This window comes from Massilia orientalis, assembly GCF_030411975.2.
Taxonomy (GTDB): domain Bacteria; phylum Pseudomonadota; class Gammaproteobacteria; order Burkholderiales; family Burkholderiaceae_D; genus Telluria; species Telluria orientalis.
The window spans coordinates 133237-158472 of record NZ_JASNRB020000017.1 but is presented as its reverse complement, the minus strand read 5'-3'; the positions used below and the strand labels follow the sequence as shown (position 1 = coordinate 158472).

23 protein-coding genes and 1 tRNA gene are annotated in these 25236 nt (G+C 68.6%); 10 read left to right on the top strand and 14 right to left on the bottom strand.

Going from position 1 to position 25236, the window contains the following annotated elements; genetic code table 11:
• The 3 genes from QPK29_RS24695 to QPK29_RS24685 form a co-directional block, all read left to right on the top strand.
• The coding region (locus QPK29_RS24695) for an autotransporter domain-containing protein (RefSeq protein ID WP_400189851.1) at positions 1 to 3852 on the top strand (3852 nt) is incomplete at its 5' end.
• Positions 3853 to 3886: 34 nt separating this feature from the next.
• Positions 3887 to 4633 (top strand): hypothetical protein, encoded by a 747-nt coding sequence (locus QPK29_RS24690; RefSeq protein ID WP_371768524.1) that lies wholly within the window; start codon positions 3887 to 3889, stop codon positions 4631 to 4633.
• The gene (locus QPK29_RS24685; RefSeq protein WP_371768523.1) at positions 4630 to 5418 is read left to right on the top strand and encodes a hypothetical protein; all 789 of its coding nucleotides are present in this window, start codon (positions 4630 to 4632) and stop codon (positions 5416 to 5418) included. The genes QPK29_RS24690 and QPK29_RS24685 overlap by 4 nt, the downstream gene beginning before the upstream one ends.
• Here QPK29_RS24685 and QPK29_RS24680 read toward each other — a convergent pair.
• Genes QPK29_RS24680 through QPK29_RS24660 form a run of 5 tightly spaced genes read right to left on the bottom strand, consistent with a single transcriptional unit; the run spans position 5415 to position 9711 of the window.
• The gene (locus tag QPK29_RS24680) at positions 5415 to 6248 is read right to left on the bottom strand and encodes a glycosyltransferase family 2 protein (protein WP_056126222.1); all 834 of its coding nucleotides are present in this window, start codon (positions 6246 to 6248) and stop codon (positions 5415 to 5417) included. The two genes, QPK29_RS24685 and QPK29_RS24680, sit on opposite strands and share 4 nt — an antisense overlap.
• A complete protein-coding gene (locus QPK29_RS24675) occupies positions 6245 to 7072 on the bottom strand; it encodes a glycosyltransferase (RefSeq protein WP_400189850.1) in 828 nt (275 codons plus the stop codon). Before QPK29_RS24675 ends, QPK29_RS24680 begins: the two co-directional genes overlap by 4 nt.
• Before the next feature lie 2 nt (positions 7073 to 7074).
• Entirely contained in the window at positions 7075 to 8271 is a 1197-nt protein-coding gene (locus QPK29_RS24670) for a glycosyltransferase family protein (RefSeq protein WP_371768521.1), read from the bottom strand.
• Positions 8268 to 9395, bottom strand: coding sequence for a glycosyltransferase family 32 protein (locus QPK29_RS24665; protein WP_371768520.1), 1128 nt, complete (start codon positions 9393 to 9395; stop codon positions 8268 to 8270). Before QPK29_RS24665 ends, QPK29_RS24670 begins: the two co-directional genes overlap by 4 nt.
• Positions 9396 to 9444: 49 nt before the next feature.
• Positions 9445 to 9711 (bottom strand): KTSC domain-containing protein, encoded by a 267-nt coding sequence (locus tag QPK29_RS24660; RefSeq protein WP_400189849.1) that lies wholly within the window; start codon positions 9709 to 9711, stop codon positions 9445 to 9447.
• A 163-nt stretch (positions 9712 to 9874) separates the two neighbouring features.
• On the opposite strand from QPK29_RS24660, the gene QPK29_RS24655 reads away from it, so the two are divergent.
• Complete coding sequence (locus tag QPK29_RS24655; protein WP_371768519.1) at positions 9875 to 10801, top strand: lipase family alpha/beta hydrolase; 927 nt, start codon at positions 9875 to 9877, stop codon at positions 10799 to 10801.
• Positions 10798 to 11718: a lipase secretion chaperone gene (locus tag QPK29_RS24650; RefSeq protein ID WP_371768518.1), complete on the top strand. Its 921-nt coding sequence runs from the start codon at positions 10798 to 10800 to the stop codon at positions 11716 to 11718. The genes QPK29_RS24655 and QPK29_RS24650 overlap by 4 nt, the downstream gene beginning before the upstream one ends.
• Before the next feature lie 329 nt (positions 11719 to 12047).
• Here the strand turns inward: QPK29_RS24650 and QPK29_RS24645 are convergent, their stop codons facing one another.
• Both QPK29_RS24645 and QPK29_RS24640 read right to left on the bottom strand, forming a co-directional pair.
• Positions 12048 to 14741, bottom strand: coding sequence for a polysaccharide deacetylase family protein (locus QPK29_RS24645; protein ID WP_371768517.1), 2694 nt, complete (start codon positions 14739 to 14741; stop codon positions 12048 to 12050).
• 147 nt (positions 14742 to 14888) lie between these two features.
• A tRNA-Ser gene (locus QPK29_RS24640) sits at positions 14889 to 14979 on the bottom strand.
• Between the two features lie 163 nt (positions 14980 to 15142).
• Between QPK29_RS24640 and QPK29_RS24635 the strand changes: the two genes are divergently transcribed.
• Positions 15143 to 15925, top strand: coding sequence for an HNH endonuclease (locus tag QPK29_RS24635; protein ID WP_056126235.1), 783 nt, complete (start codon positions 15143 to 15145; stop codon positions 15923 to 15925).
• A 16-nt stretch (positions 15926 to 15941) separates the two neighbouring features.
• Here the strand turns inward: QPK29_RS24635 and QPK29_RS24630 are convergent, their stop codons facing one another.
• Positions 15942 to 16838, bottom strand: coding sequence for an AraC family transcriptional regulator (locus QPK29_RS24630; RefSeq protein WP_371768516.1), 897 nt, complete (start codon positions 16836 to 16838; stop codon positions 15942 to 15944).
• Positions 16839 to 16935: 97 nt separating this feature from the next.
• Between QPK29_RS24630 and QPK29_RS24625 the strand changes: the two genes are divergently transcribed.
• Positions 16936 to 17679, top strand: a complete 744-nt coding sequence (locus tag QPK29_RS24625; protein ID WP_371768515.1) for an SDR family oxidoreductase — start codon at positions 16936 to 16938, stop codon at positions 17677 to 17679.
• On the opposite strand, the gene QPK29_RS24620 is transcribed toward QPK29_RS24625, so the two are convergent.
• From QPK29_RS24620 to QPK29_RS24595, 6 genes are read right to left on the bottom strand one after another with little or no spacing between them, the layout of a single operon-like run.
• Positions 17680 to 18477 (bottom strand): c-type cytochrome, encoded by a 798-nt coding sequence (locus tag QPK29_RS24620; protein ID WP_371768514.1) that lies wholly within the window; start codon positions 18475 to 18477, stop codon positions 17680 to 17682. It abuts the gene before it with no gap.
• On the bottom strand, positions 18474 to 20078 hold the full coding sequence (locus QPK29_RS24615) for a cbb3-type cytochrome c oxidase subunit I (protein ID WP_371768838.1): 1605 nt from the start codon (positions 20076 to 20078) through the stop codon (positions 18474 to 18476). The genes QPK29_RS24620 and QPK29_RS24615 overlap by 4 nt, the downstream gene beginning before the upstream one ends.
• A gap of 16 nt (positions 20079 to 20094) precedes the next feature.
• The gene (locus QPK29_RS24610) at positions 20095 to 20649 is read right to left on the bottom strand and encodes a cupredoxin domain-containing protein (RefSeq protein WP_156403961.1); all 555 of its coding nucleotides are present in this window, start codon (positions 20647 to 20649) and stop codon (positions 20095 to 20097) included.
• 1 nt (position 20650) lies between these two features.
• Positions 20651 to 20830 (bottom strand): hypothetical protein, encoded by a 180-nt coding sequence (locus QPK29_RS24605; RefSeq protein WP_160410615.1) that lies wholly within the window; start codon positions 20828 to 20830, stop codon positions 20651 to 20653.
• Between the two features lie 11 nt (positions 20831 to 20841).
• The gene (locus tag QPK29_RS24600) at positions 20842 to 22110 is read right to left on the bottom strand and encodes a c-type cytochrome (RefSeq protein WP_371768513.1); all 1269 of its coding nucleotides are present in this window, start codon (positions 22108 to 22110) and stop codon (positions 20842 to 20844) included.
• Entirely contained in the window at positions 22107 to 22808 is a 702-nt protein-coding gene (locus QPK29_RS24595) for a c-type cytochrome (RefSeq protein WP_400189848.1), read from the bottom strand. Before QPK29_RS24595 ends, QPK29_RS24600 begins: the two co-directional genes overlap by 4 nt.
• Positions 22809 to 23055: 247 nt before the next feature.
• On the opposite strand from QPK29_RS24595, the gene QPK29_RS24590 reads away from it, so the two are divergent.
• The 3 genes from QPK29_RS24590 (at position 23056) to QPK29_RS24580 (ending at position 25236) form a co-directional block, all read left to right on the top strand.
• On the top strand, positions 23056 to 24024 hold the full coding sequence (locus QPK29_RS24590; RefSeq protein ID WP_371768511.1) for an HDOD domain-containing protein: 969 nt from the start codon (positions 23056 to 23058) through the stop codon (positions 24022 to 24024).
• A gap of 109 nt (positions 24025 to 24133) precedes the next feature.
• On the top strand, positions 24134 to 24586 hold the full coding sequence (locus QPK29_RS24585; protein ID WP_082577593.1) for a nuclear transport factor 2 family protein: 453 nt from the start codon (positions 24134 to 24136) through the stop codon (positions 24584 to 24586).
• Complete coding sequence (locus QPK29_RS24580) at positions 24583 to 25236, top strand: methylamine utilization protein (protein WP_371768510.1); 654 nt, start codon at positions 24583 to 24585, stop codon at positions 25234 to 25236. The genes QPK29_RS24585 and QPK29_RS24580 overlap by 4 nt, the downstream gene beginning before the upstream one ends.

The following is a 25236-nucleotide window of genomic DNA, read 5'->3' as shown; positions in this document are numbered from 1 at the left end:
AGCCGCGTGCAGACCGATGGCACGCTGGACGTATCGGCCAGCACGGGCGGCGCGGCGGTCCAGAGCCTCGGCGGCTCGGGTGCCGTGCTGCTGGGCGGCCAGACTCTGACGCTGACCCATGCCGGCGATACGTTCGCCGGCAGTATCCACGGCTCGGGCGGCCTGGCGATCGCGGCCGGCACCGAAACCCTGACGGGCGTGAATACGCACACCGGCGCCACGGCCGTATCGCAAGGCGCGACATTGGCCCTGGCCGGCAACGGCAGCATCGGCAACAGCCGCGTGCAGACCGATGGCACGCTGGACGTATCGGCCAGCACGGGCGGCGCGGCGGTCCAGAGCCTCGGCGGCTCCGGCGCCGTGCTGCTGGGCGGCCAGACCCTGACGCTGACCGATGCCGCCGGCGCCTTCAACGGCCGCATCAGCGGCTCGGGCGGTATCGCCATCGCCGGCGGCAGCCAGGCGCTGACGACCACGCAGGCCTACACCGGCGCGACCTCGATCGGGACGGGCGCCACGCTGACGCTGGCGGGCAACGGCTTGATCGCCGCATCGAGCCGGGTCGTGACGGACGGCACGCTGAATGTGGCTGACGCCGGCGCGACCATCCAGTCGCTCGCCGGCGGTGGCCTGGTCCAGCTCGGCAGCCAGACGCTCACGCTGACCGCCGCCCGCGACGTCTTCGCCGGCACGATCGCCGGCGACGGCGCCCTGAACCTCACGGGCGGCACGGCGACCCTGGCCGGGAACAATACCTACCGCGGCGCCACCTACATCGGCGGCGGCGCCACGCTGGCGCTGAGCGGGCAGGGCAGCGTCGCCAGCTCGAGCGGCGTGAACGTGGACGGCAGGTTCGACATCAGCGGCACCGACCACGGGGCCACGGTCAGCACCGTCTCGGGTGCGGGCACCATTTATCTGGGCGCGCAGACGCTGGCGCTGAGCCGGGCGGCCGGCCTGTTTGCCGGCACCATCGTGGGCGCGGGCGGCCTGTCCGTCGACGGCGGCAGCATGGCGCTCGGCGGCGTCAACGAATACACCGGCACGACCTCGATCGCCGGCGGGGCGGCGCTGGCGCTGTCCGGCGCCGGCAGCATTGCCGGCAGCGCGGTGCGCGACGATGGCGTGTTCGACGTCTCGGGCGCGGCCCACGGCGTGGCGATCAAGGGCCTGAGCGGCTCGGGCAGCGTCCTGCTGGGCGCGAACGACCTGACCGTCACCGCCGCCGACGGCCGCTTCGGCGGCAATATTGCCGGCAGCGGCAGCCTGAAGGTCACGGGCGGCACGCTCACGCTCGACGGCGTCAACGGCTATACCGGCAAGACCGTGGTCAGCGGCGGCACGCTGCGGACCTACGCCGACGCCAACCTCGGCAAGGGTAGCGCCGCACTCGAGCTCGACAACGGTACCTGGCAGACCGGCGCCGACCTGACGCACGCGCGCGGCCTGGCGCTGACGGGCCGGGGTACGGTCGATGTCGACGCCGGCACCGTGACCACCGAGAACGGTACGGTCGGCGGCAGCGGCACGCTGGTCAAGCAGGGCACCGGTACGCTGATCCTGCGCGGCGTGCTCGCCAACGGCGGCCTGCAGGTGGAGCATGGAACGGTGGCGCTGCACGCGGCCAACACCTATACCGGCGATACGGCCGTGTCGCGCGACGGCGTCCTGCGCATCGACAGCGACGCCAACCTGGGCGCCGCCGGCAACCGGCTTGTCCTCGACGGCGGCACGTTGCAGACCACCGGCAGCATGACGTCGGACCGCGCCTTCACGATCACGACGCGCAACGGGGTGCTCGACGCCGAGGGCGCCGACAGCGTCGTCACGCTGAACGGCAACATCGGCGGCGACGGCCGGCTGGTCAAGGAAGGCCAGGGCACGCTGGTGCTCGGCGGCGACAACGGCGGCGGCCAGGGCAGCGCCAACGCGCCGGGCGATGGATGGACCGGCGGCCTGACCATCAACGACGGGCTGGTGAAGGTGACGAACGCCTACGGCCTCGGATGGGGCAGCGTGATGACGTTCAACGCCGGCACGATCTACGCGACCGTCGATATCGCGACCGGCCAGGACATCCGCATGGGCCGCTCGACCAACATCAACACCGAGGCCAATACCACGACCACGCTGGCGGGCGACCTGCTGTCGACCGGCGCGGGCGACGGCTGCTTCACCAAGACCGGCCAGGGCACGCTGAACGTCACCGGCAACGCCAATATCGACGCCACCTGCGTCCTGGAAGGCAAGCTGCTCGCGAACGGCCTCTTCAACAGTCGAGTGACGGTGGCGCACGGCGCCACGCTGGGCGGCAGCGGCACCGTCAAGGGCGACCTGCTGGTGCAGGGCACGCTCTCGCCGGGCAATTCGCCGGGCATGCTGACGGCCGATTCGAATATCACGATGGCCGCCGGCAGCACGTACAAGGAAGACATCGGCGGCACCGCGCAAGCCACGCCCACGTCGCCGGTCGGCGCGTCCGGGTATTACTCCTACCTGCACGTCGTCGGCGGCAAGCGCTTCACGATCGAACCGGGCGCCACGCTGGCGCCGACGCTGAAGAACCTGTATTCGGCCGACGAGGCGGGCTATGGTTCGGCGCCGCTCAAGCCCGAACTGGGCCAGAGCTTCCGCATCGTGACCGCCGACGGCGGCATCGCCGGACGCTTCGACACGCTGGCGCAGCCGGACGGCATGGACGGTACCCGCATGGCCGCGTTCTACAACGTCGGCGGCAACAACAGCATCGAGTTGAAGGTGCTGCCGGCGTCGTACGCGGACTGGAGCCGTGGCGGCAACGCGAACAGCCGCGCGGTGGCGGGCGCGCTCGACCGGATCGTCGACCTCGACCAGTCGGGCCGCGCCGGCGAACGGCAGGACCTGCTGCTGTACCAGGTCGGTTCCGCGACCGCGGACCGGCTCGGCGGCCTGCTGCGCGGGCTGTCCGGCGAAGTGCACGGCAGCCTGGCCGCCGCGGCGCCGCAGGCCGGCTGGAACCTGCAGCGCAGCGTGCTCAAGCATACCGCCGACGATGGCGAGCGCGCGCTCTGGCTCGACCTCGCGGGCACCCGCGGCAAGTGGAGCGGCGACGCCGACGCCTCGGGTTTCAAGGCCGATCGCCTGCAGGTCACCGCGGGCCTGGACGTGCTGCGCGGCGCCGATTATCGCCTCGGTGTCGGCGCCAGCTACGCGCATACCGACGTGTCGGCCGGCGACGATACGGGCAAGTTGCGCCAGAACAAGGTATTCGTGTATGGCGAAACCACCGTCGACGGCCTGACGTTCGACGGCATCGGCAGCGTCGGCCGCGACAAGGCCGACAGCCGGCGCGCCGATCCGTTGGCCACGGCGTCCGGGCTGAGCGCGCATGCCGGCGGCAATGCGGCGCTGCTCGGCGTGGGCGTGCGCGCCGAGCGCGAACTCCTGGGCGCCAAGGTGGAGCCGTTCGCCCGGTTGACCGCGCAGCGGGTCGAACGGGACGGGCTGGCGGAAACGCCGGCATCGGCGGCGGCCCTGACGGTGGACGGCGACACCGCGACCGGCACCCGCCTGCAGGCGGGCCTGGCGGCGGCGTCCCGCAACGCCGATCCGTTGCGGGCCTCGACCTATCGCGTCAACCTGGGCGCGGGCGTCGATGCCGGCGGCCTGCTGCGGCCGACCCAATCGGCCTGGCTGGCGGGAGAGCGCATCGCCATCGGTGCGCCGGGCGTGGGCCGCGCCTTCGTGCAGGGCGGCGTGAGCGGCACGCTGCACGTCGGGAAGGGCGCTTACCTGTACTACGGCGTCACCGGCGAAGGCCGCGGCGGCTATTACCAGGTCGGCGGCAACGCCGGCGTGCGCGCGGTGTTCTGACAGCGGGCGGCGCATTTGGGATAGACTGCTGCGCATGCTCGAAGGACTACCGCATTTCTGGATCAACCGCGCCGCCGACGCGCAGCGGCGCGCGCTGGCGCAGGCGTTCCTGGACCGCGCCGGCGTCGTCCACGCGCGCATCGACGCCGTGACGCCCGACACGCTGCCGCCGGTGCGCGTGCGCGAACCCTTCGTCAATTCGCTGCCGGAGCTGGCGATCATGGCGTCGCACCTGCGCGCCGTCGGCACCGCGTACCGCGCGGGCGCCGCCGCTGCGCTGGTGCTGGAGGACGACGTCCGCTCGCACCACCTGTTCGACGGCGCCGCCCTGCTGGCCAGCGCGCCGCCCGACTGGGAGATCCTGCAACTGCACGTGAGCCATGCGCCGGTCGTGCTGGCGCTGGGCGAGCTGTACCTGCGGCACGGCATCCTGTGGCACGAATGGGAGCCGGCATGTTATTCGGCGGGCGCCTACGTGGTGTCGCGCCGGGGCATGCAGTCCCTGCTGGCGCGCTACTGCCCGGACGGCGTCGCCCTCGACCTGACGGGCGTGCATGCCTGCGGCAAGCTGGTGGCCGACCACCTGCTGTACCGCCGCGCCATCTGCTATACGGCCACGCTGCCGCTGTTTTTCAACGACGTCGGGCTGGCCTCGACCCACGCCCCGCAGCGCGACGAGACCCATCACCGGCCGGGCGCGCAGGGCGCCGAGGACGTGCGCCTGCGCGTTGCCCGGCGCGCCGGCGCGGACGCCTATCCGTTCGCCCTGCGGCCGCTATGAACCCGAGCCGCCATGCCGTCGCCGTGGCGATCGTCACCACCTGCCGCGCCTCGCTGGCGCGCGCGGTGCGCTCGGTGTTCCGCCAACGTCTCGCGGACGGGCAGGGCGGCCGCATCCAGGTCTTGCTGGGCGTCGACTGCGACCCGGACGGGCGCCTGGCGGCGCTGCTGGACGAGCTGGCGCCCGAATGCCCGCCCCACGTGACGGTCACGCTGATCAACCTCGGCTACTCGACGTCGCAGCGCCACGGCGGACCGCACGCCTCGTACTACGGCGGCTCGCTGCGCTCCGCGCTGACGCTGCTCGCCGACAGCCGCGTGGTCGTCTACCTCGACGACGACGACTGGCTGAAGGAAGACCATTGCGCCCGCATCCTGCAAGCGATCGAGGGCAAGAAATGGGCGTACTCGTATTCGATCTACGCGGACGGCAATACCGGACAGGAACTCTGCGTGGACGGGCTCGAGAGCGTGGGCGTCGGGCGCGGCATCTACGCCGAGGCCTTCGGCGGCTTCGTGCGCCCGAGCGGGCTGGCGATCGACAAGCTGGAGCTGCTGCACGTGGTGCACCTGTGGTCGTGCGCGGCGTTCGCGAGCGGCGACGGTGAGGACCGGCTGGTGTTCGAACAGTTGCGTCGCGAGCCACACGGCTGCACCGGGGCGGCGACCGTGTGTTGCGCGCTCGACCCGAACGATGCGCTGCATGCGCGCCGCGTCGAATTCATGCGCGCGCACGGCGTCGAGGCCCACGTCGCGCCGAAGGCCGGCTCGAGCCGCGGCGCCTAGTCCGGCCGCTGCGCGGCCGCCGTCGCGTACGCGCGATACGGGCCCTGGGTCTCGAGGGCGGCCAGCGCGGCGTCGTAGCGCGCTGCCGTTTCCACCAGCGTGGCCGCCTCCCAGATTGCCTCGAAATGCCGGGCCGTCCAGGTGTTCGCGCCGGTCTGCACGTAGGTGTACAGCCAGGGTGCGTCCACCAGCGCGATGCGGCCGCGCCGCAGCATGGCGTGCATCACTTCCGTGTCCTCGCCGCGCGCCAGCCCGGGATAGTCGGGGACAGCGGCGCGCCGCGCCAGCATCGACCCTTCCCATTCGCGCGCGCCGGACACGCCGAGGCGCCGCGCCCCCGGCGACCACAGCAGCCAGCGGCTGAGGAACATGGCGTCGGCCTGCATCGACTGCAGCAGGAGCATGCCGAGTTCGAGCCGCTGCGGGTGGTAGAGGTCGTCGTCGTCCCACTGGCAGATCCAGTCGCCGCGCGCGGCCCTGAGCGAGAGGTTGCGCAGTTCGCCCAGGCTGCCGGCAGGCCGGTCCGGCGTCACCACGCGGATGCGCGGATCGTCGAGCGCGCGGCAATGCGCCTCGATCGGCGTGCCCGGCGCGTCGCAGACGAGCACCAGTTCGCGCTCCGGCCACGTCTGGCTGCGGAAGGCGTCGACGGCGAAGCGCGCCGGGAACAGGCGGCCGCGCGTGACCATCAGGCACGATACGAGCGGCCGCTGCGGAAACGCCACCAGGTCGAGCCGGCCTTGCTGGACCAGGACGCCGTCCTGCCCCAGCCTGAAGTCGACGCCGCGGCCGGGTTGCGGCAGGAAGTCGGCCAGGGCGGCGCCGCTCATGGCAGGAACGGCCGCGCCAGCATGGCGTAGGTGGTGGCGCCGGCGCGCACGTAGTCCTCGGTCAGCAGGCCGGCGTGGAAGCGGGTGAAATCGGTGCGCTCGGCGCTCCACCACAGGTGGCTGCACAAGTGCAGACTGAAGACGTCGCGCACGTCCGGGTCGAGCCGCTCGAACAGGTTGCACATGCCGTCCGGCGTCCAGGGGTGACGGTAGAAGTACTGGCGCGGCACCACGTGGACCAGTTCCGGATGCCGTTCCCACAGGCGGCTCGCGAGCTGGCAGGAGTGGCTGGTCCATTTGCCGTCGAACGCGCCGTACGAGGCGTCGAGCCAGCGCGCGACGAACGGCGCCCCCGGCGCGGCGAGGATCAGCGCATTGCACAGCGACGGCCGCAGGATGCCGCGTTCGTCGGGCAGCGCGCCTTCGTCGCCGAGCACGCAGGCGTGGCCGTACAGGTGGTCGGGCATGGGCGCGACGAACAGCGTGTCGATGTCGGCATACACGCCGCCATGCTCGCGCAAGACCTGGAGGCGGATGAAGTCGGCCTCGTGCGCATAGCTCCAGCCGGCGGCGGCGATGCCGCGGCCTTCTTCCGAGGCGGCATAGGCGGCCAGCGGCAGCGCGGTGCGGGCCACCGGGCGCAGCGTCAGGTGCGGCTTGATCCGTTCCCACAGCGGTCCATGGGGTTCGTTGGCGTAATGAAACCAGATCGCGTCCGGACGATTGATCCGCCGGCACGATTCCAGGCACAGGTAATGCGCCAGGTGGAAGGGCTCGGTCTGTTCCTTCAGGCCGAATACGAAGTGAAACAGGCGCGGCACCATGCTCATGCTCCGATCGCGTGCCGGAAGCGCCGCATCACCGGCCCCTCGGCGTACAGGTTGGCGATCCGTTCGCCGAGCAGGCGGGCGTGCGGATCGGGTTGGCCGCGGTGCACGAAGCGGTAGCGCATCTTGCTGCGCGCGTCGGCGACGTCGGCGACGGCCCAGTGGTGGTCGGGGCCGTACGAGGTGCCGGGCCAGTCGATCGGCGCCAGCGTGCCGCCGATCAGGCCGGGGTGGTCGCGCCCGAGGAAGTCCAGGTGGCCGCTCCAGCCGGTCATGAGTACCGGACGCCCGAGCGCGGCGGCGTCGAACGCGCCCATGCCCCAGCCTTCGGCCCGCGTCAGCGAGACATAGGTGTCGCCGAGCCGGTGCAGGCGGTCGATCCAGGCGCCGCTGATGCCGTCGCCGGCCAGCACCGCGACGGGCGGCAGGCGGGGCCGCCCGAGTCGCGCGCGCAGGGCCGCCAGCTGCGCCTCGACGAGTTGCAGCGACGTCCTGCCGGCTTCGTGCGGCAGCGGGAAATGGACGGGCCGGGTCGAGGTCTTGATGCAGAGCGCGGCCGGCTCGTCGGCGTCGAATTCCTCGACGAACGCTTCGATGAGGCGCGGCAAGTCCTTGCGCAGCATCCAGGCCCCGATCGTGTAGAACACGTGGTGCCCGGCGGGGATGCCGAGCTGGCGGCGCATGTCGTCGAGCTGGCCGGGCGCGACGTCGTCGTGCGCGTGGCGGCGGATGTGCGGCACCACATGCAGCGGAACGGTCACGCCGCCGGCCCGGAACACCTCGGCATTGAACGTCGACGGTACCAGGACGCCGTCGAACCGGTTCAGGATGGCCGGCCAGTGCGCCGGTATGCGATCCGATTCCCAGGTGCAGTAGGCGAAGTTCGCCTTGCCGGGTTCCACGCACGCGGGCAGGTATTCCGGCACCAGGTGGGCGACGACGATGCGGTAGTCGCGCGGGGCGGCGGTGCGCTGCAGCAGCGGGCCGAGATCGCGCAGCGCGGGGTCGGCGCCGGCGGCGCGCACGACCTCGAGCAGTTGCGGGGGCATGGCCGGCAGCCAGCGCTGCAGGCCGTTGGCGCCCCAGAACATCGGCTGCCAGTGGACGTCCAGCCCGAGGTTCACCAGGCCGCGCAGGTAGGCGAGTCCCGCCAGCCCATAGCCGGTCGTGTCGCCATAGGAAATATACTTGATCATGTCGGTATGTCTCCTTGCAACCGCTCGACGCGCAGCCCGGCCACCGCGACGCGGGCGCCGGGCGCGGCGAGGATGGCGACGACGATGTCCTTGCGGCTCGCTTCGACATCGAGGTCGAGCGTCACGCTGGCCGGGCCGGTCTCGTCGATGCGCCGGCGCGCGCAGGCCAGCGTCGCCCCGGAGCCGTGCGCCGTGGCGGCCAGGCCGACCTCGCCGGGCGTCGCCCAGGCCAGGTCGAGCAGCACGCGGTGGCGGCCGGCCGCGAACGGGAACGGCAGGCGACACCGGCCGGCGGCGGCGAGCGCGCCGTCGCCCCCGTCGCGCGCGAGGAGCCAATGCGTGCCCTCGAGCCGGCCGCCGGGAGCGCCATGGGCGGCGAGGAAGTCCGCTTTGATGATGACCGGAAAGTCGCTGGCGTACACCAGGTGGGCGTTGTAGAAGTCGTTGTAGTTGTTGACGCCCGCGTCCATGCCGAGGACGTCCAGGCCGGCTGCGGACTTGGCGCGGTACGCGACCAGCCTGCCGTTCGTCGCGTCGACGAACGCGAGCGTCTCGGTTGTCTCGCGCTGGGCGACGTTGATCACCTCGCCCAAGTGGATCTGCTCCGGCTCGCAGTGCAACGCGATGGCTTTGCCGAACAGGACGGGACCGGTCGGGCACAGCGACGACACGCCGCGGTAGCGCCGGCGGCAATGGGCGACGATCATGCGGATCGCGGCTTCGAACGCGGGCAGGCGGGCCGGCGCCGCGATGATCGTGTTGCTGACGATCCACGGGGCATCCACCGCGCGGTCGCGAAACACGACGAGCTTGCCGGACTCGAGCGGCAGCCCTTCATGGAAGAACACGGACAGGTCGGCATAGGCGCCGCCGAACTCGTGCAACAGGCACAGGCGCGCCAGGTCGGCCCGGTATGCATACGGAAGCAGTTCCTCGTAGGCCCTGCACACGTCCGCTTCCATGTGCGCGCGCAGGAAGGCGCGGATGGCCGGCTGGTCGTACAGGCGATGCGGCAGTCCCGGATGGTGTTCCTTGAACGAACCGATGTTGCGTGCGACCGCCGGCGGCAGGCGCGGCGGGGCATCGGGCGGCTGGTCGGCGATGAGTATGCTGAACAGGTTCATGGATGAGACCGAAGAGACCTATTGTAGCCCAGCATGCGTCCTGGCGCCGTCATTGCTCGCCGGCTTGCCTGAACAACGCTTCCAGCTCCGCCCGTTTGCTGTCCACGGCCGCGCGGCCGCGCTTGCCCGCAAACTCTTCCTCGATATTATCGCGATAGAAACTCCAGGCCGCGCCCGACGTCGAGAACCGCCGCCACACTTCGCTGCCGACCCCCGAGTAATCGATCGCACTGCCGTCGTCGAATTCCACGCGCAGGATGCGCTCGCGCGCGTCGTAGCCGATCGCGCGCAGCTTGCCCGCGTTGATGCGTTTCATGTCCATGTGTGGTTTTCTCCCCTGACGATGCATGGATTATTGGGACATTCACCTGATTCGGCAAGCCAATCCGTCTTGTGCGGCCGTGCATGCCTTGTTGCGTCCTCCGCTTGTACGTACTCTGGCTCAGCCGTACGACAATCATTAAAAAGGAGACCCACCGATGAAACGTTTCTCCCGCTGGCTCGCCGCACTCTTGTTCGCGCTGTCGGTCCTGCCGCTGTCCGCATCCGCCGCCGGTTATACCCAGACCCGCTACCCGATCGTGCTCGTGCACGGCCTGCTCGGCTGGGACAGCATCGGCCCCTTCGATTACTGGTTCGGCATCACGGACGCGCTGCGCCGCGACGGCGCCCAGGTCTACGTCGCCCAGGTGAGCGCCGCCAACAGCACGGAAGTGCGCGGCGAACAGCTGCTCAGCTACGTCAAGCAGGTGCTGGCCGCGACCGGCGCCCAGAAGGTCAACCTGATCGGCCACAGCCACGGCGGTCCGACCATCCGCTACGTCGCCTCGGTGGCGCCGAACCTCGTCGCGTCCGTGACGAGCGTCGGCGGCGTCAATAAAGGTTCGGCGGTGGCGGACGTCATCCGCGGCACGGTCGCGCCGGGGACGTTGTCGGAGGCCGTGCTGGGCTCCATCGTCGATGGGCTGGCCGGCACCATCGCCTTCCTGTCCGGCGACAGCAGCGCGCAGGTGTCGACGGCGGCGCTGGATTCGCTGACGACTGCGGGTGCCGCAAAGTTCAATGCGGCGCATCCGGAAGGCGTGCCGACGACCGCGTGCGGCGAAGGCGCCTGGCAGACCCGCGGCGTGTATTACTTCTCGTGGAGCGGCGCGCAACCGTTCACGAATTTGCTCGACCCGATCGACGCGCCGCTCAGCCTCGTGTCGCTGGCGTTCCGCGGCGAGAAGAACGATGGCCTCGTCGGCAGCTGCTCCAGCCACCTGGGCCGCGTGATCCGCGACGACTACGCGCTGAACCACCTGGACGAAGTGAACCAGGTCGCGGGCCTCGTGAACCTGTTCGAGACGAATCCCGTCACGCTGTACCGCCAGCACGCCAACCGCCTGCGCGAGATGGGCCTGTGAACCGCAGTCCGAACATCGTCCTGGCGCTCGGCGCGGCCGGCACGCTGTGGCTGGCCATGCTGGCCGGGCGGCCAGCACCGGCACTGCAAACCGTGACCGTCACCCCGCCAGCGAAGGCGTTCGCGCCATCGCTGCAGGGCACGCGGCCGGACGGCGCCGTGCACGTGGCGCCGGACGACAGCATCGTCGCGGACGCCCGGCTGATCGAACTGTTCGACTACTACCTGAGCACCGTGGGCGAGAAATCGCCCGCCGCGGTGCGGGCGGAAATCGAGCGTGAACTGGACCGCACCTTGCGCCCGGCCGCCGCCGCGGCAGCGAAGCGCGTGCTGACGCGCTACAGCGCGTACCGGCTGGCGCTGGCGGGCGTCGGCGCCGACCGCAGGCTGGCCGGTCAGGACGCCGCGGCCCTGAAGCGCCGGCTCGACGCGCTGCGCGGCTTGCGTGCGCAGTATTTCAGCCAGCGCGAGATCGCCGCGATCTTCGGCCGCGAGGATGCCGCCAATGCGGAGGCCCTGGCACGCATGGAGATCCGCGACGACCGCACCTTGGACGCGCAGGAGAAGCGGGCGCGCCTGGCCGCGCTGGATGCCGGCCTGCCGGCCGATGTGCGTGCGGCGCGCGAGGCGCCTCTGAAAATCGTGCGCGTGCAGGAGGAGGCGGAACGGCTGCGGGCCGGCGGCGCGGGCGAGGAAGATGTCTTCCGCCTGCGCGCGGACGCGTTTGGTGTGGATGCGGCGCAGCGGCTGGCGGAAGTGGATCGGGAGGAGGCGGCGTGGAGACGGCGGATCGATGCGTATCTGGTTCAGCGCCTCGGATTGAACGACGAGGCGGCCGTGACGGCGCTGCGCAATCGCATGTTCAGCGAGGATGAGCAGCGCAGGCTGGGGGCGTATGAGGGCGGCCCGCAACCTTAACACCGTCGTCCCCGCGAAGGCGCACTAGTGTCCGGAATATTGTTTTCAAAAACCGTCAGAAATAGCATCGTCATTCCCGCGCAAGCGGGAATCCATACTGAGTATGCTAACTACGTTCTTCATTTCCACCTCGTTGGCTACAAAGAGTCGACTTCGAGCAGTCAGCATGGGTTCCCGCTTTCGCGGGAACGACGGTATTTCCCTATGGCGGGCCTATTTTCGACGGTAAAAATTATTCCGGACAGCAGTGCGCGAAGGCGGGGACCCAAGTTCAAGCAGCGTGCCGGCCTGACTTGGGTTCCCGCCTGCGCGGAAATGACGGTTGGTGTCTACAGCTTCTCGATCTGGCCCTTCGCATATCCGACCCCCGACCCACTCGGCGCCAGCTCGAGATAAGTCTTGTATGCCGCCTTCGCCTTCTCGCCATCGCCCGCGCGCGCATACGCGTCGCCCAGGTTCATGTACGCGATCGCGCGCGACGGGTCCATCTTGATCGCGTTCTCGAACCAGCGCGCCGCCTCGGCAAACTTGTCCTGCTTGTAGAAGACGAAACCGAGATTGTTCGCCGCCAGCGCGAAGTTCGGACGCAGCTTCAGCGCTTCGGTGAACTGCGCCTCGGCCTGCGCGTACTGTTTTTCCTTGTACAGCTGCAGCCCGTGGTCGTTGGCGCGCTGCGCCTGCTGGCGGCTGGAGACCGGCACCGCGGCCGGCGCCTTGATCATCTGCTCGCCACCCTGCAGGTCTTTCACGACGACGGGCGCGGTCGGCGCCGACGCCTTCGCGTCCAGCTTCGTGTTGAGCGCGATGGCATCGTTCGACAGCTGCGCCGTGTTCGTATTCAGGAATTCGCTTTCCTCTGGCAGTTCGAACACGAAGTCGCCGCCTTCGGAACCGGGCAGGCTGCCGAAGGCGGGCGTCTGCTGCGACACGCTGGCCACCGCCGGTGCCACGTACGCCGCCAGCTCCGTCGCGGTGATCAGGCCGTCGCCGTTCAGGTCGGCCTTGCCGCCGAGGCCCTGCAGCAGCGTCCACGTGAACACGGAATGGCCGTTCGGGCCGCCGTCGGACACCATCTGGTCCGTGCCGCCCGCCGTCAGCATCTGGCGGCCGAGGCGCTTCGCGTTATCGCGCAAAAAGGCCGCGTTGGCGCCGCCGCGCGTCAGTCCGAGGCCGCTGTAGCAGGCGTCCATCACGAACAGCACGTGCTTCGCGGGCAGGCTCTCGGCGATATTCTGGATTTCCGTCATCGGGATGGCGTCGCTGGCGAGATTCTCCGGATCGGCGTCGTACGGCACGATGTAGCCCAGATCGCGGCCGGAACTCAGCTTGCGCGTGGCGCCGTGGCCGGCGAAGAACACGAACACGCGGTCGTTCGGCTGCAGGCCGCTCGTGCCCCCATGGCCGACGAGATCGTGGAACGCGGCGAGGATCCCGCGGCGCGTGGCCTGCTCGTTCTTCAGCGTGACCACGTGATCGGGCGCGAAACCGAACTTCTGCACGAGCGCCTGCCCGACGCCTTCCGCATCGCGCACGGCGTACTGCAGGCGCGGCCATTTCGGATAACCGTCGACGCCGACGACGATCGCCCACGAGGACGCATACCCGGTCGCGGCCGCACGTGCGACGGGTGCCGGCGCCGCATGCGCGCCGCCGCTCACGCGGAACGTATTGCCATCCCAGCCGGCGAACTGGTAGCCCTCGGCGACGAGCCGGTCGAGGATCGCCGGCAGCGCCTTCACGGTGCGCTCGTGGATGTCGTGGAACAGGATGATGCCGCGGCCTTCCTTGTCGACCGCGCGCAGCACGCGATCGGCGATGGACGAGGGCACCGGATCGGCCCAGTCCAGCGAATCGATGTTCCACATGACGGACTTCAGGTGCGCGTCGGCCAGCAGGTGCATGCCCTCCTTGTTGCGCGCGCCGTAGGGAAAGCGGAACAGCGCGGAGCGTTGCGGATCGACGGCCTTCAGCAGCGTGTCCGTATCGAGGATCTCGGCCTTCAGGCTGGCGCCACTCTCCTTCGACAACTGCGCGTGCGAGAAGCTGTGGTTCGCGAGCACATAGCCCGCGGCCTTCAGCTTGCGGCTGACTTCCGCGCCCGCATTGAGCCGCGCGGCGCCGTGCGCGTCGAGCGTACCGAGGTTGCGGCCGACGCTGAAGAACACGGCCGGCGCGTCGTACTGCTTGAGGATCGCGGCGATCTCCTCGCTGTAGCGGCGATGCGGACCGTCGTCGAAGGTCAGCACGATCGTCTTCCTGGGCAGGCCCTTGCCGAAGATCTCGTCCTCTTCCTTTTGCGCGGTCGGGCTGTTGTCCTGGTTCGGCGGTTCCGGCTTGGCGGGGTAGGGCAGCACGACGCCGTAATCCTTGAGGATGCGGTCGCGCTGGTAGAGCGTCTTCAGGTAGGCGACGTAGCTGTCCCACTTCTCGCGCTTGAGCGTGATGGAGCGCGTCTCGAAGCGCCCGAAGACGGCACGGATCTCGTTCTCGTAATTGCGCTCGATTTCGGCCAGCGCGTCGACGTCTTCCGAGATCCGCTTGTGCAGCTTGATGGCCGGGAGCGACGAATCCTTCGCCACGCTGGCCAGCAGCGACTGCATCAGTTCGCGGAACGCGAGACGGTCCGCGTCGTACAGCCCTTCGCCCGACTCGACGTAATCGAGCAGGCCGCCGACCGCCTCGAAGCGGCGCGGGTTCTGCGACCCGACGAGGCTTTCCAGCGCATCGTCGATCTTGTTGATGCGTTCCTGGTTTTCATGGAACAGCTGCTGGCCGACGCGGTTGACCTCTTCCTGGCCTGTCGAGGAGAGCCCGGCTTCGTCCTGGGTCAGCACGATCATCTTGCGGTAGGCCGCCAGCACCTGCTGCATGTCGGCGGCGATGGCGGTGGCTTCTTTAGTCGGCCCTGTGGCCTGCGCTACCTGCGGTGGTGGAGCCGGCTTGCGGTTGGCGAGCCAGGTGCCGCTGGCGGCGCCGGCTGCGGCGATGGCGAAGATGACGAGGTAAAGGGCTTTGCGTTTCACGGCGGTGTTGAAAAAGTTATATCGCGGCAACAATATCACTAACGGCGTGACTTTTGCTAACGAAAACTTAACCTTTGTGGTCGCGCAACAATTACGGCGGTGGGCACAAAAAAATAGGCCACTCGAGGTGGCCTATCTTTCGTGTTCTGGCGGAGAGACGGGGATTCGAACCCCGGATAGGCTATGAACCTATACACGCTTTCCAGGCGTGCGACTTAAACCACTCATCCATCTCTCCTGATGGGTTCGCGAGCCAGTTGCTCGCGAAGCCGCCTATTATAGCAAGGATTCTCGGCTGTACAAGGGTGTCATGTTACGCCCCACTAAAAGGCGCCCCGTCCAGATCTCTCTGTTCAAAATCAATGCTATCTTGCCTGTTCAATATCTATTGAAGAGGCGATATGGATTTCGTGGAATGGATGCGAGCAAGTGGCTTATCCGAAAAGTCGGCCAATAACTACCTCAACGCCATCAAGGGAAGCTTGACCAACTGGGCGATCAGGCACAAGTTGACGACGAAACCGATTTCCGACATCTCGGATGTGGACGAACTCACTGTCCTCATCGAGCGGCTAAGCCGAACCACCGAGTTCATCAATCGGAACGCGACAGGGAAGGGCATGCACGCTGCAGCCCTCAGCAACTATCAAAAATACCTGCAGGCCCAATATCACGGAAAGCCGAACGATTACGGGCCGTATCGACAGCAAGTTGAAGAACTCGCAGCGGACACCGACGAGCCGTTCGATCCGACCGGCCTCAAGGACGCGCGCACGCGTGTCCTGCGCGACGTCGTCCAGCGACGCGGACAGCGCAAGTTCAGAGAGAAGCTGCTTGAAGCGTATGGCGGCCGCTGCGCGATCACGGGCTGTCCCGTGGTCCCCCTGCTGGAAGCTGCGCATATTACGCCCTATCTCGGCCCGGATACCAACACGATCAAGAATGGCATACTGCTGCGTGCCGACATCCATACGTTATGGGACTTGGGCTTATTGGCCGTCGAGCCCGATACAGGTGAGGTATGGGTCAGCCCCGACGTCGACGATCCGACTTATCGTATGCTGTCGGGACAACCGCTGAAGCATCCATCGCATCCCGCCCAGCATCCAGCGGTGTCTGCCTTGCAGCAGCAATGGGATCTCGTGCACAAGAAACACGATGAAGCAGCGGTAGGCATGCGGTAAGTCGGTTCGAATCCGATCATGCCGCCCGCGCATACCGCCCCGGCGGCTCCCCCACATGCCGCGCGAACGCGACGGTGAACGTGCTCGCCGAACTGTAGCCCACGCGCTCGGCCACCTCGGCGATGCTGCCCGCGCCGCGGCGCAGCAGGTCCTGCGCCAGCGCCATCCGCCAGGTCAGCAGGTAGGCCATCGGCGCCATGCCCACGGTGCGGCTGAAACGCTCGAAGAACGTGGAGCGCGACAGGGCCGCTTCCCGCGCGAGGTCGGCCACCGTCCACGCGCGTTCCGGCGCCGCGTGCAGCGCGCGCAACGCGTGCGCCAGGCGCGGGTCCGCGAGACCGCGCACGAGCCCCGGCGATGCGTCCGTGCCGCCGGCCCCGCGCAACGCTTCGATCAGCAGCACTTCCAGCAGGCGCGCCAGCACGACGTCGCGTGCGGGACGTCCAGCGCGCGCTTCGTCGTTCACCAACTGCACGAGTGTGGCCAAGCGTGCCTCGCCGCGCACGTGCACGACGCGCGGCAGCAGCGACACGAGCAGGGCCGCATCGGGCGCCGCGAACTCGCAGTGGCCGATGAGGAAGCGCACGTCCGGCGGGCCCTCGCGCGTGCCGTGGCGGACTTCGCCGGGCGCGACCTGCGCGGGTGGCTTGTCGAAGTCGCGTGCGGGCGGCGGGCGCAGGCTGGACATCGAGAAGTCGTACGTGGCAGGGATCAGCACGAAGTCGCCCGGCTCGAGCGCGATGGGATCCATGTCCGCGGCCGTGAGCAGGCAGGCGCCGTCGAGTACGACGCAATACGACGGCTCGCCCGTTTCCGTGCGCCGCACGCCCCAGCGGCCTGCCGCGCCGACGATCTTCGTGTAGCGCACGCCCGGCCGCAGCAGGCCGACCACGTCGGCCAAGGGATCGATCATTCCGGACTCCCGCAAAAGATATGTGGACTGACGATTGTAGCGCGTCCGGGCGCCGGCAGCTATCGTAACGGTATCGCCAACCCACACAGGAGTTCACATGAAAACCGTCATGATCACCGGCTGCTCGTCCGGCTTCGGCCTCGAAATCGCCCGCCATTTCCTCGACCGCGACTGGCAGGTCGTCGCCACGATGCGCACGCCGCGCACCGACCTGCTGCCGGCATCCGATCGCCTGCGCGTCGTCGCGCTGGACGTGACGGACGCGGACAGCGTCCGCGCGGCCATCGCCGCCGCGGGGCCGATCGATGCGCTCGTCAACAATGCGGGCATCGGCCTGATCAATCCGCTGGAAGCCGTGTCGACGGACACGGTCCGTGCGGTGTTCGAGACGAACACGCTCGGCACGATCGCCATGACGCAGGCCGTGCTGCCGGCGATGCGCGCGCGGGGCGCGGGCGTGATCGTGAACGTCACGTCGACCGTCACGCTCGTGCCGCTGCCGCTACTGTCGGTCTACAGGGCCAGCAAGGCAGCCGTGAACGCGTTCACGGAATCGCTCGCGCTGGAACTGGCACCGCTGGGTATCCGGACACGCCTCGTGCTGCCGGGCCGCGCGCCGGACACGCGCTTCGGCGAGAACGCCCGCCCGCTCATGCAGGGCGAGATTCCGGCGGCGTACGCGCCGCTGATGGACGATGTGTTCAAGCGCATGCGCGAGCCGGGACCGGTCACGCAGGCGCAAGACGTCGCGCGGGGCGTTTGGCAGGCCGTGACGGATCCCGCGGCGCCGATGCGCATTCCCGCCGGGGCGGATGCCGAGGCGCTGGCGGCGTCGCTCTGATCAGCGGCTGGCGTAATACTTCGCCACCACCTCGATCTCCTGGTCCGTCAGCCCATGCACAGCATTGCGCATCTGCTGGTTGATGTCGTTGGCGCGCCGCCCCGATTTGAAGGCATTCAGCTGGTCGACGATGTACGCCGCCGGCAGCCCGTCGATGATCGGCGTCGCCACGCGCGCCACGCCCGGGCTGTGGCAGGTCGCGCATGCCCCCACGTTGCGCATCGGCGAGCCGTTGCTGACGATGCGCGGCACCTCGACCTGGATGCCCGCATGCGCCACCAGGGTCTCGCGCTGCTGCTGCGAGTAGAACGCGGCCAGGTCGCGCATGTCCTGGTCGGAGAGATTCGTCGCCAGCGGCTGCATGACGGCGCTCGGGCGGTGGCCGGACTTGAAGTCGCGCAGCTGCTTGTAGGTGGACGACGGGGGCTGGCCCGCCAGGTGCGGCGCGTTCGTGCCGGCCGATGCCGTGCCGCGCGCGCCGTGGCACATGCTGCATTGCAGGGCCAGCGTGGCGCCGCGGCCGACGGCCACGTTGTCGATCGGACCCGTGAATTCGCTGCTCACGATCACGCTCGTCGGGTAGACGGCCTTCTCGTCCGGCTGGTCCGGACTGCGGTAGGGCGCCGGCGCGCCGGCCGCGCTGCAGATCGATTCCCAGATCGACGCCATCGCGTCGCGCGCGTGGGCGCGCGGGAGCCACACGAAGCCGATGGCGGCGGCGGCGGCGGCGATGATCACGACGGCCGCGACGCTGATCGTGAACCAGCGGTTCTTCGTCGAAAACAGGGGCTCGTTCATGGCGTACCTCCGATCGGGACGGCGGGCACGGACGTCTGCTTCAGCGCGATCAGCTGCGCGATCGGGTAGCCGTAGTTGACGAGCGACAGGCCGATCATCAGCGCGAGCCATAACGCGTAGCTGTTCAGGGCGACGGGCACGCGCGCGACGGCGTGCACCGGCTGGCTGAAGCGGAACTCGGGCAGCTCGACGAGGCTGCCGCGATGGCCGCGCAGCAGGACGAGCAAAAACAGCACGCCCGAGATCACGAGCAGCAAACCGCCGATGGCGCTGAGGATCACGGTAATTGCCTGCGGCGCGATCTCCGGGTTGGTGTAGTCGAAGTAGGCCATGCGGCGCGGCATGCCCATCACGCCGACGACGTGCCAGGGGAACGTCAGGATGATCATGCCGGTGAACCACAGCCACAGCTGCGCCTTCATCATGCCGCCCTGGACGAGTGTGCGGCCCGTCAGGTGCGGCCACAGGTCGTACGCGACGGCGAAGTACATGATGACGATGGCGCCCGCGAAGATCAGGTGGAAGTGGCCCGTGATCCACTGCGTGTTGTGGATGGCGAAGTCGAGCTGGTAGCTCATGTTGATGAGGCCACCCGCGCCGCCGAAGCCCAGCAGGATGAACGAGAACGCGACGGCGAGCATCATCGGGTTATGCCAGGGCAGGGCCTTGACCCAGCCGAGGGCGCCCGTGCCGCCGCGCAGGCGTCCCGCGATTTCGACCGACGCGGTGATCGTGAAGACGGTCAGCAAGGTGGGGACCGAGACCATCGCGGTGAACACGGCGTGCAGGAATTTCACGCCCGCGCCGACCTGCGGGTCCTGGAACAGGTGGTGGATACCGATCGGCATCGAGAACACGAGGAACAGCACGAACGAGATGCGGCCCATCATGTCGCTGTACAGGCGCCCGCCGATGGCGCGCGGCACCAGCGTGTAGAAGGCGATGTAGGCCGGCATCAGCCAGAAGTAGACGATCGCGTGCAGGGTCCACGAGAAGAACACGCGCGACAGGCCGGCATCGATCGTCGACTTGAAGCCGAGGGCCACGGGCAGGATCAGGAACAGGATCTCGACGGCGGCGCCGACCGACGTCCATGCCCACAAATACGCCCCTGCGAGATTGGCGAACATCGGCAGCGGCACGGCTGCGCCGGGATGCGCTTTCTTCCACACGCGCAGATTGATCGACATGAGCGCGACCCAGATCCACGAGCCGACGACGACCAGCACGATGCCGATGTAGTAGGCCCAGTGCGCGATCAGCGGCGGGTAGAACGTGTACAGCACCGAGGCCTTGCCCAGCGAGACGGGGATCATCGCGACGACCGTGCCGAGGACGACGAGGGTAAAACCGATCCAGGCCCAGCGCTTGCCCGCGAGCGGCTGCTTCAGCGCGAGTTCGACGATGGCGTAGCCGAAGCCCATCGCCACCAGCGTGGGGAACACATAGCCCATCGCGGAGCCGTGCGCGGTGACGGAGCGGTAGTACAGCTCGGGGTTGCCGATCCAGTCGATCAGCGGGCTGCGGATCACCATCTGCCATTCGCCCAGCAGCAGGGCGGCGAAGAAGGCGGCGAAGGCGACCCAGAAGTGGGCCAGCACGAGGCGGCGGGAATCGTTACTGAACACAGCTCAACCTCCTTCCTGGCTGGGAGTTCGCCCTGCGCATGAATTCTTCGCGCGGGATGACCTGCACATGGGCCCACATCGCGGCGTGGCCGTTGCCGCAGAATTCGTGGCACGGCATGACGTGCTCGCCGGGCGTTTCGAACCGGGTCTGGAAGTTCGAGATGTACCCCGGGATCAGCATCAGGTTCACGTTGCTGTGACTGACCGAGAAGCCGTGCACGACGTCGGCCGCCGTGCCGCGGAAGTGCAGCCAGGTGTTGGCGGGGACGACGAGGCATTGCGGCGTGAACGAGTATTGGTTCGCGAGCACGCGCACCGTGACGGAGCCGTCCGGCTCCGCGGCGCTGCCCAGGTTCGTCTCGACGAATTCGCCGGCGATGTGCAGCGTGGTCGGGTCGATGGTTTCCGTGCGCACGGGCGGCATCGCGGCCCAGTGGAGGCTCATGTACGCCATCATCGCGACGAGGAAGGCGATGATGCCGCCGACGATCCACGCCCAGCGCGCTTCCGCTTTCGCGGCGATGTCGTGTGCGGTACCTGCCATGTCAATCGCCTCCGCGTGCGACGAACACGAGGAAGTAGAAGGCGAGCCAGATCGCCATCACGATCGCCACCGCGATACCGGCCAGGGCGAATGCGCCGCCGGGGCCGCGCGCGACGATGGCGTCGACGCGGCGCTGCTGCTCCCCGCCGTCCAGGTCTTGGTCTGTCGGTTCCAGAAACATGCCTTCCCCTTTTACTCGACCGTGGCCGAGCGCAGCTGGTTGACTTCGCGTGCCGTCACGGGCGCGCCCCGGTTGCCCCAGGCGGTGCGGATGAACGTCACCACCGATGCGATCTCGTTGTCGTTCAGGTCTTGCGCGAACGGCGGCATCCCGTACGGCATCGGATTGCGCTTCGTGCCGGGCGGGTAGCCGCCGTTGAGCACCATGCGGATCGGATTCACGGCGGAGCTCATGCCGATCGACTGGTTGCGCGCCAGCGGCGGGTAGTGGGGCAACTTGCCGCGGCCTTCCGCACCGTGGCACGACGCGCAGCGCGCGGCGTAGATGCGGCGGCCTTCCGTGAAGGCCTGGCCCACGTCCGCGCGCGCCGGCGCGCCGGCCGGATCGGACGCGGGGCCCTGGTCGGCCGGAAGACTCTTCAGGTAGACGGCCATCGCGCGCACGTCGTCGTCCGTCATGTACTGCAGGCTGTTGAACGTGACCTCGGCCATCGGCCCGTACACGGTGCCGCGGTTCGACACGCCTTTCTGCAGCAGGTCGACGATGTCCTGCAGCGCCCAGTCGCCCAGCCCCGCCTCGCGGTTCGACGTCAGCGACGGGGCGTACCAGTTCTGCATCGGGATCAGGCCGCCCTGGAACGCCTTTTCCTGCGACGAGCCGCCCAGCGCGTTGATCGGCGTGTGGCACATCGCGCAGTGGCCGAGGCCCTGCACGAGGTAGGCGCCGCGGTTCCATTCGACCGACTTGCCGCGGTCCGGCTGGTACTCTCCTTCCTTGAAGTACAGGGTGCGCCAGCCGATCAGCAGCGAGCGGTTGTTGTACGGGAAGCGCAGGTCGTGCTCGCGTGACGCCAGGCGTACCGGCGGCACCGAGCGCAGGTAGGCGAAGATGGCGTCGCTGTCGGCGCGCGTGACCTTGGTGTACGACGCGAACGGCATCGCCGGATACAGCAGATAGCCTTTCGGCGAGCGGCCCGTGTGCATCATGTTGTAGAAGTCGTCCGCGCTCCAGCTGCCGATGCCCGTGTCGCGGTCGGGCGTGATGTTCGGGGCGTACAGGGTGCCGAACGGCGTTGGCATCGCCCGGTTGCCGGAAAAGATCTTCGCACCCGGGACCGTGTGGCACGCGATGCAGTCGCCGGCCTGCGCGAGGTAGCGGCCCCGTTCCACGATCGACTGTTGCGCGGGTGCTTTTGCCGCATTGGTCTGCGCCCACGCGGCCGCCGCGAGCAGCGCCAAGGGGACGGCGGCGAGCGCGATCCTGCGGATCACGGCGTTCATGGCTGGCCTCCTTTCTGCGGCTGGCTGCCGCACGCGAGCGGCAGCTTCATGCCGGGCTGGCGCAGCGGCCTGGCCGCCGTCACGGGCAGCGATGCGAGATACGCCGACACCGCGGCGACTTCGGGCTCGGAGAGGCTCGAGGCGATGAGCTGCATGCAGTCCGGCGCCAGCGCCGTGCGCACGCCGAAGCGCCACGCGCCCAGTTGCGCACTGACGTAGTCCGCGCGCAGGCCCAGCAGGCCTGGGATGCCGGGTTCGCGGCCGCCCAGTTCCGCGCCGTGGCAAGTGACGCAGGCGGGGATCTTCTTGGCGGGGATGCCCTGCGTGACGATGCGCTGGCCGGCGCGCACCTGCTCCGGCGACCGCTGCACCGCCGGTTGCACGAGGGGTGGCGGATTGAGCGACGCGAAGTGCTCGGCCATGCGCATCAGGTAGTCGTCGGGCAGGTAGGCCAGCAGGTAATTCATCGGCACGTACTTGCGCCGGCCGTCGCGGAATGCCACCAGCTGGTTGTAGAGATAACCGGCCGGCTTGCCCGCGAGACGCGGGAAATAGACGTTTTCCACGCCGCGGCCCTGGGCGCCATGGCATCCGGTACAGGCTTGCACCCGCGCTTCCATCGTATCGGGAATACGGTCGGCCGCCGTTGCCTGCGCGTTCACGTGGCTTGCCAGGAACGCGCTGCCGACTCCGATCATGCCGAGAATTATTTTCATCGAATAAACTCCGCAGCCCTCTGTCGGTACGAAAACTAACACAAGTGAACCTGATGTCGACGCACGAGTTGTTCATGCGAGATCGATTGCGACAGTCAATATTTGTTTTTTTTACATGGGAGGGAGTTCCCGGAGTGGGCGGCTCCGGAAAAATGATCGTGCGCGCAATGCCTGGATGACACCCGTCAGGCTACAATGAAGCCATCATCGCAGCGCAGTCCCAACGCCTATGAAAAACTGGATCAGCCGCCTCCGGGGCGGTTCCGACAACACGGCCGACACCAAGGCGGCTCCCGCCGCGGCGGAGGCGGACGAACACCCTGGCGGCATTCCCGCCGAAATCGAGGCCACGTATTACCGCTGGCTGACCGCGTCCTCCGGCTACGACGCCTCGGAGGCCGTCCAGACGGCGATCCTCGACCAGGTGCGCGCACTCGCGCGCGATCCGGCCAGTGCGGCCGAGCTGGTGCCGCGCGTGCCGGAAGTGATCCCGCAACTGCTGCGCAGCCTCCAGGATGAAGCGTCGAACGCCGAACTGGCGCGCCAGGTCGCGCAGGACGTCGTCCTCGTGGCCGAGGTGATCCGCGAGGCGAACAGCGCGTATTACCGGCCGATGTCGCCCGTGAAGACGGTCGAAGCGGCGCTCATGATGCTGGGCCAGAACGGCTTGCGCATGCTGCTGGCGCGTATCGCCTTCCGGCCGATCATCAAGCTGCAGACGACCGGTTTCACGCGCCTGGCGGCGCCGCACGTCTGGGCCCAGTCCGAGAAATGCGCGCTGGCCGCCAGCCTGATGGCGCCGGGCCTGACGGCGGGGGCGTTTGAAGCCTACCTCGCCGGCCTGATGCAGAACCTGGGTCTCGTCGTCGGCTTCCGCCTGGCCGACCGCCTGTGCGAAGAGAACAAGGTGCCTGGTTCCAGCGAATTCGGGGCGCGGTTGCTGGCCGAAGGCCGCCTGCTGTCGGCCGCCATCGCGAAGCACTGGGACTTCCCGCAGGAGGTCGCCGACGCGATCGCGCACGCGGGCGATCCGGGCGAGGAGAACCTGGCGCAGGCGCTCGCGCTGGGCGACCGCATCGCCAAGCTGCGCATGCTGATCGACGGCCATGTGATCGACGACGACGACGATTTCGTCACCGACGGTCTGGACAACTTCCAGCGCCGCTGCCTCGGCAAGCTGGGCACCGTCGAAAGCTGATCCGCCACACCGTTCTTCTTCCGTGTTGCCACGGCTGGGTTTCCATGTAATTATGATTTTCGGACAGGAAACTTTTGCTCCGGCAATAAATATACGTGGAGGAGACACCATGATCCGCAAGACGAAGGTTGCATCCCTGCTGCTGGCATGCGCATTGCTGCCCGTGTGCGGCGGCCAGGCCGTGGCCGGACCGCTGGACGAGGCGAAGGCGAAGGCCCACCTCGATGCCGTCGCCGCCGGCGACCTGGAAGCGCTGATGCGCGACTATGCCGATGACGCCTATATGGAGTGGGTCGGCGGACCGCTCGACGGCCGCTACCGCGGCAAGGCCGCGATCCGCGCCGTCTGGCAGAAGTTCATCGCGGCGAATGCCGGCAAGCCCCGTCCCGCGTCGTTCGGCAAGCTGACGGCGCTCGGCAATCCGCGCGGCACGTCGCTGCAGGCGAAGGCCGACTATGGCGGCACCGTTCCCGTGAAAGTCTGGCATGCGCTGACCTACCGCGACGGCGATTTGACCACCGAGGTATGGCAGATCGCGCCCGCGCTGCAGATCGAACCGTGAGACGCGCGCTGCTGCCGCTGTCGTTCGCAGCGGCCCTGGCGGCGGTTAGCGCGCGCGCCGCGACCGTCGAGGTGCTCGTGCAGACGCCGGCCGGTACGCCGCTGGCCGACGCCGCCGTGCTCGTCGAGCCCCTCGCGGGCACGCCGGCGCGCCCACGTGCACGCGCCCCCGCCGCGAAAGGGGTAGCAATCGAGCAGCGGGGCCGCGAATTCATCCCGTGGATGACCGTCGTGCAGACCGGCACCAGCGTCGACTTCCCCAACAACGACACGATGCGCCACCACGTGTATTCGTTCTCCGAGCCGAAGCGCTTCGAGATCAAGCTGTATGCCGGCAAGCCGGGCCAGCCCGTCGTGTTCGACAAGCCGGGCCAGGTCGACATCGGCTGCAATATCCACGACTGGATGGAGGCGCACGTGCTGGTCGTCGACACGCCGTACTTTGCCCGTACGGGCGCGGACGGCCGTGCCGCCGTCACGAATGTCCCGGCGGGCCATTATCGCGTGCGGCCGTGGCATCCACTGCAGAAGGCGGCCGTGGCGCCGCAAGACATCGAGATCGAGGAGGCGCCGGTGCGCATGACGCTCGTGCTGGACGCGCGCGCCCGTCAACCGAAGCCGCACACCGAGGACGACCCGGACCGTTACTGA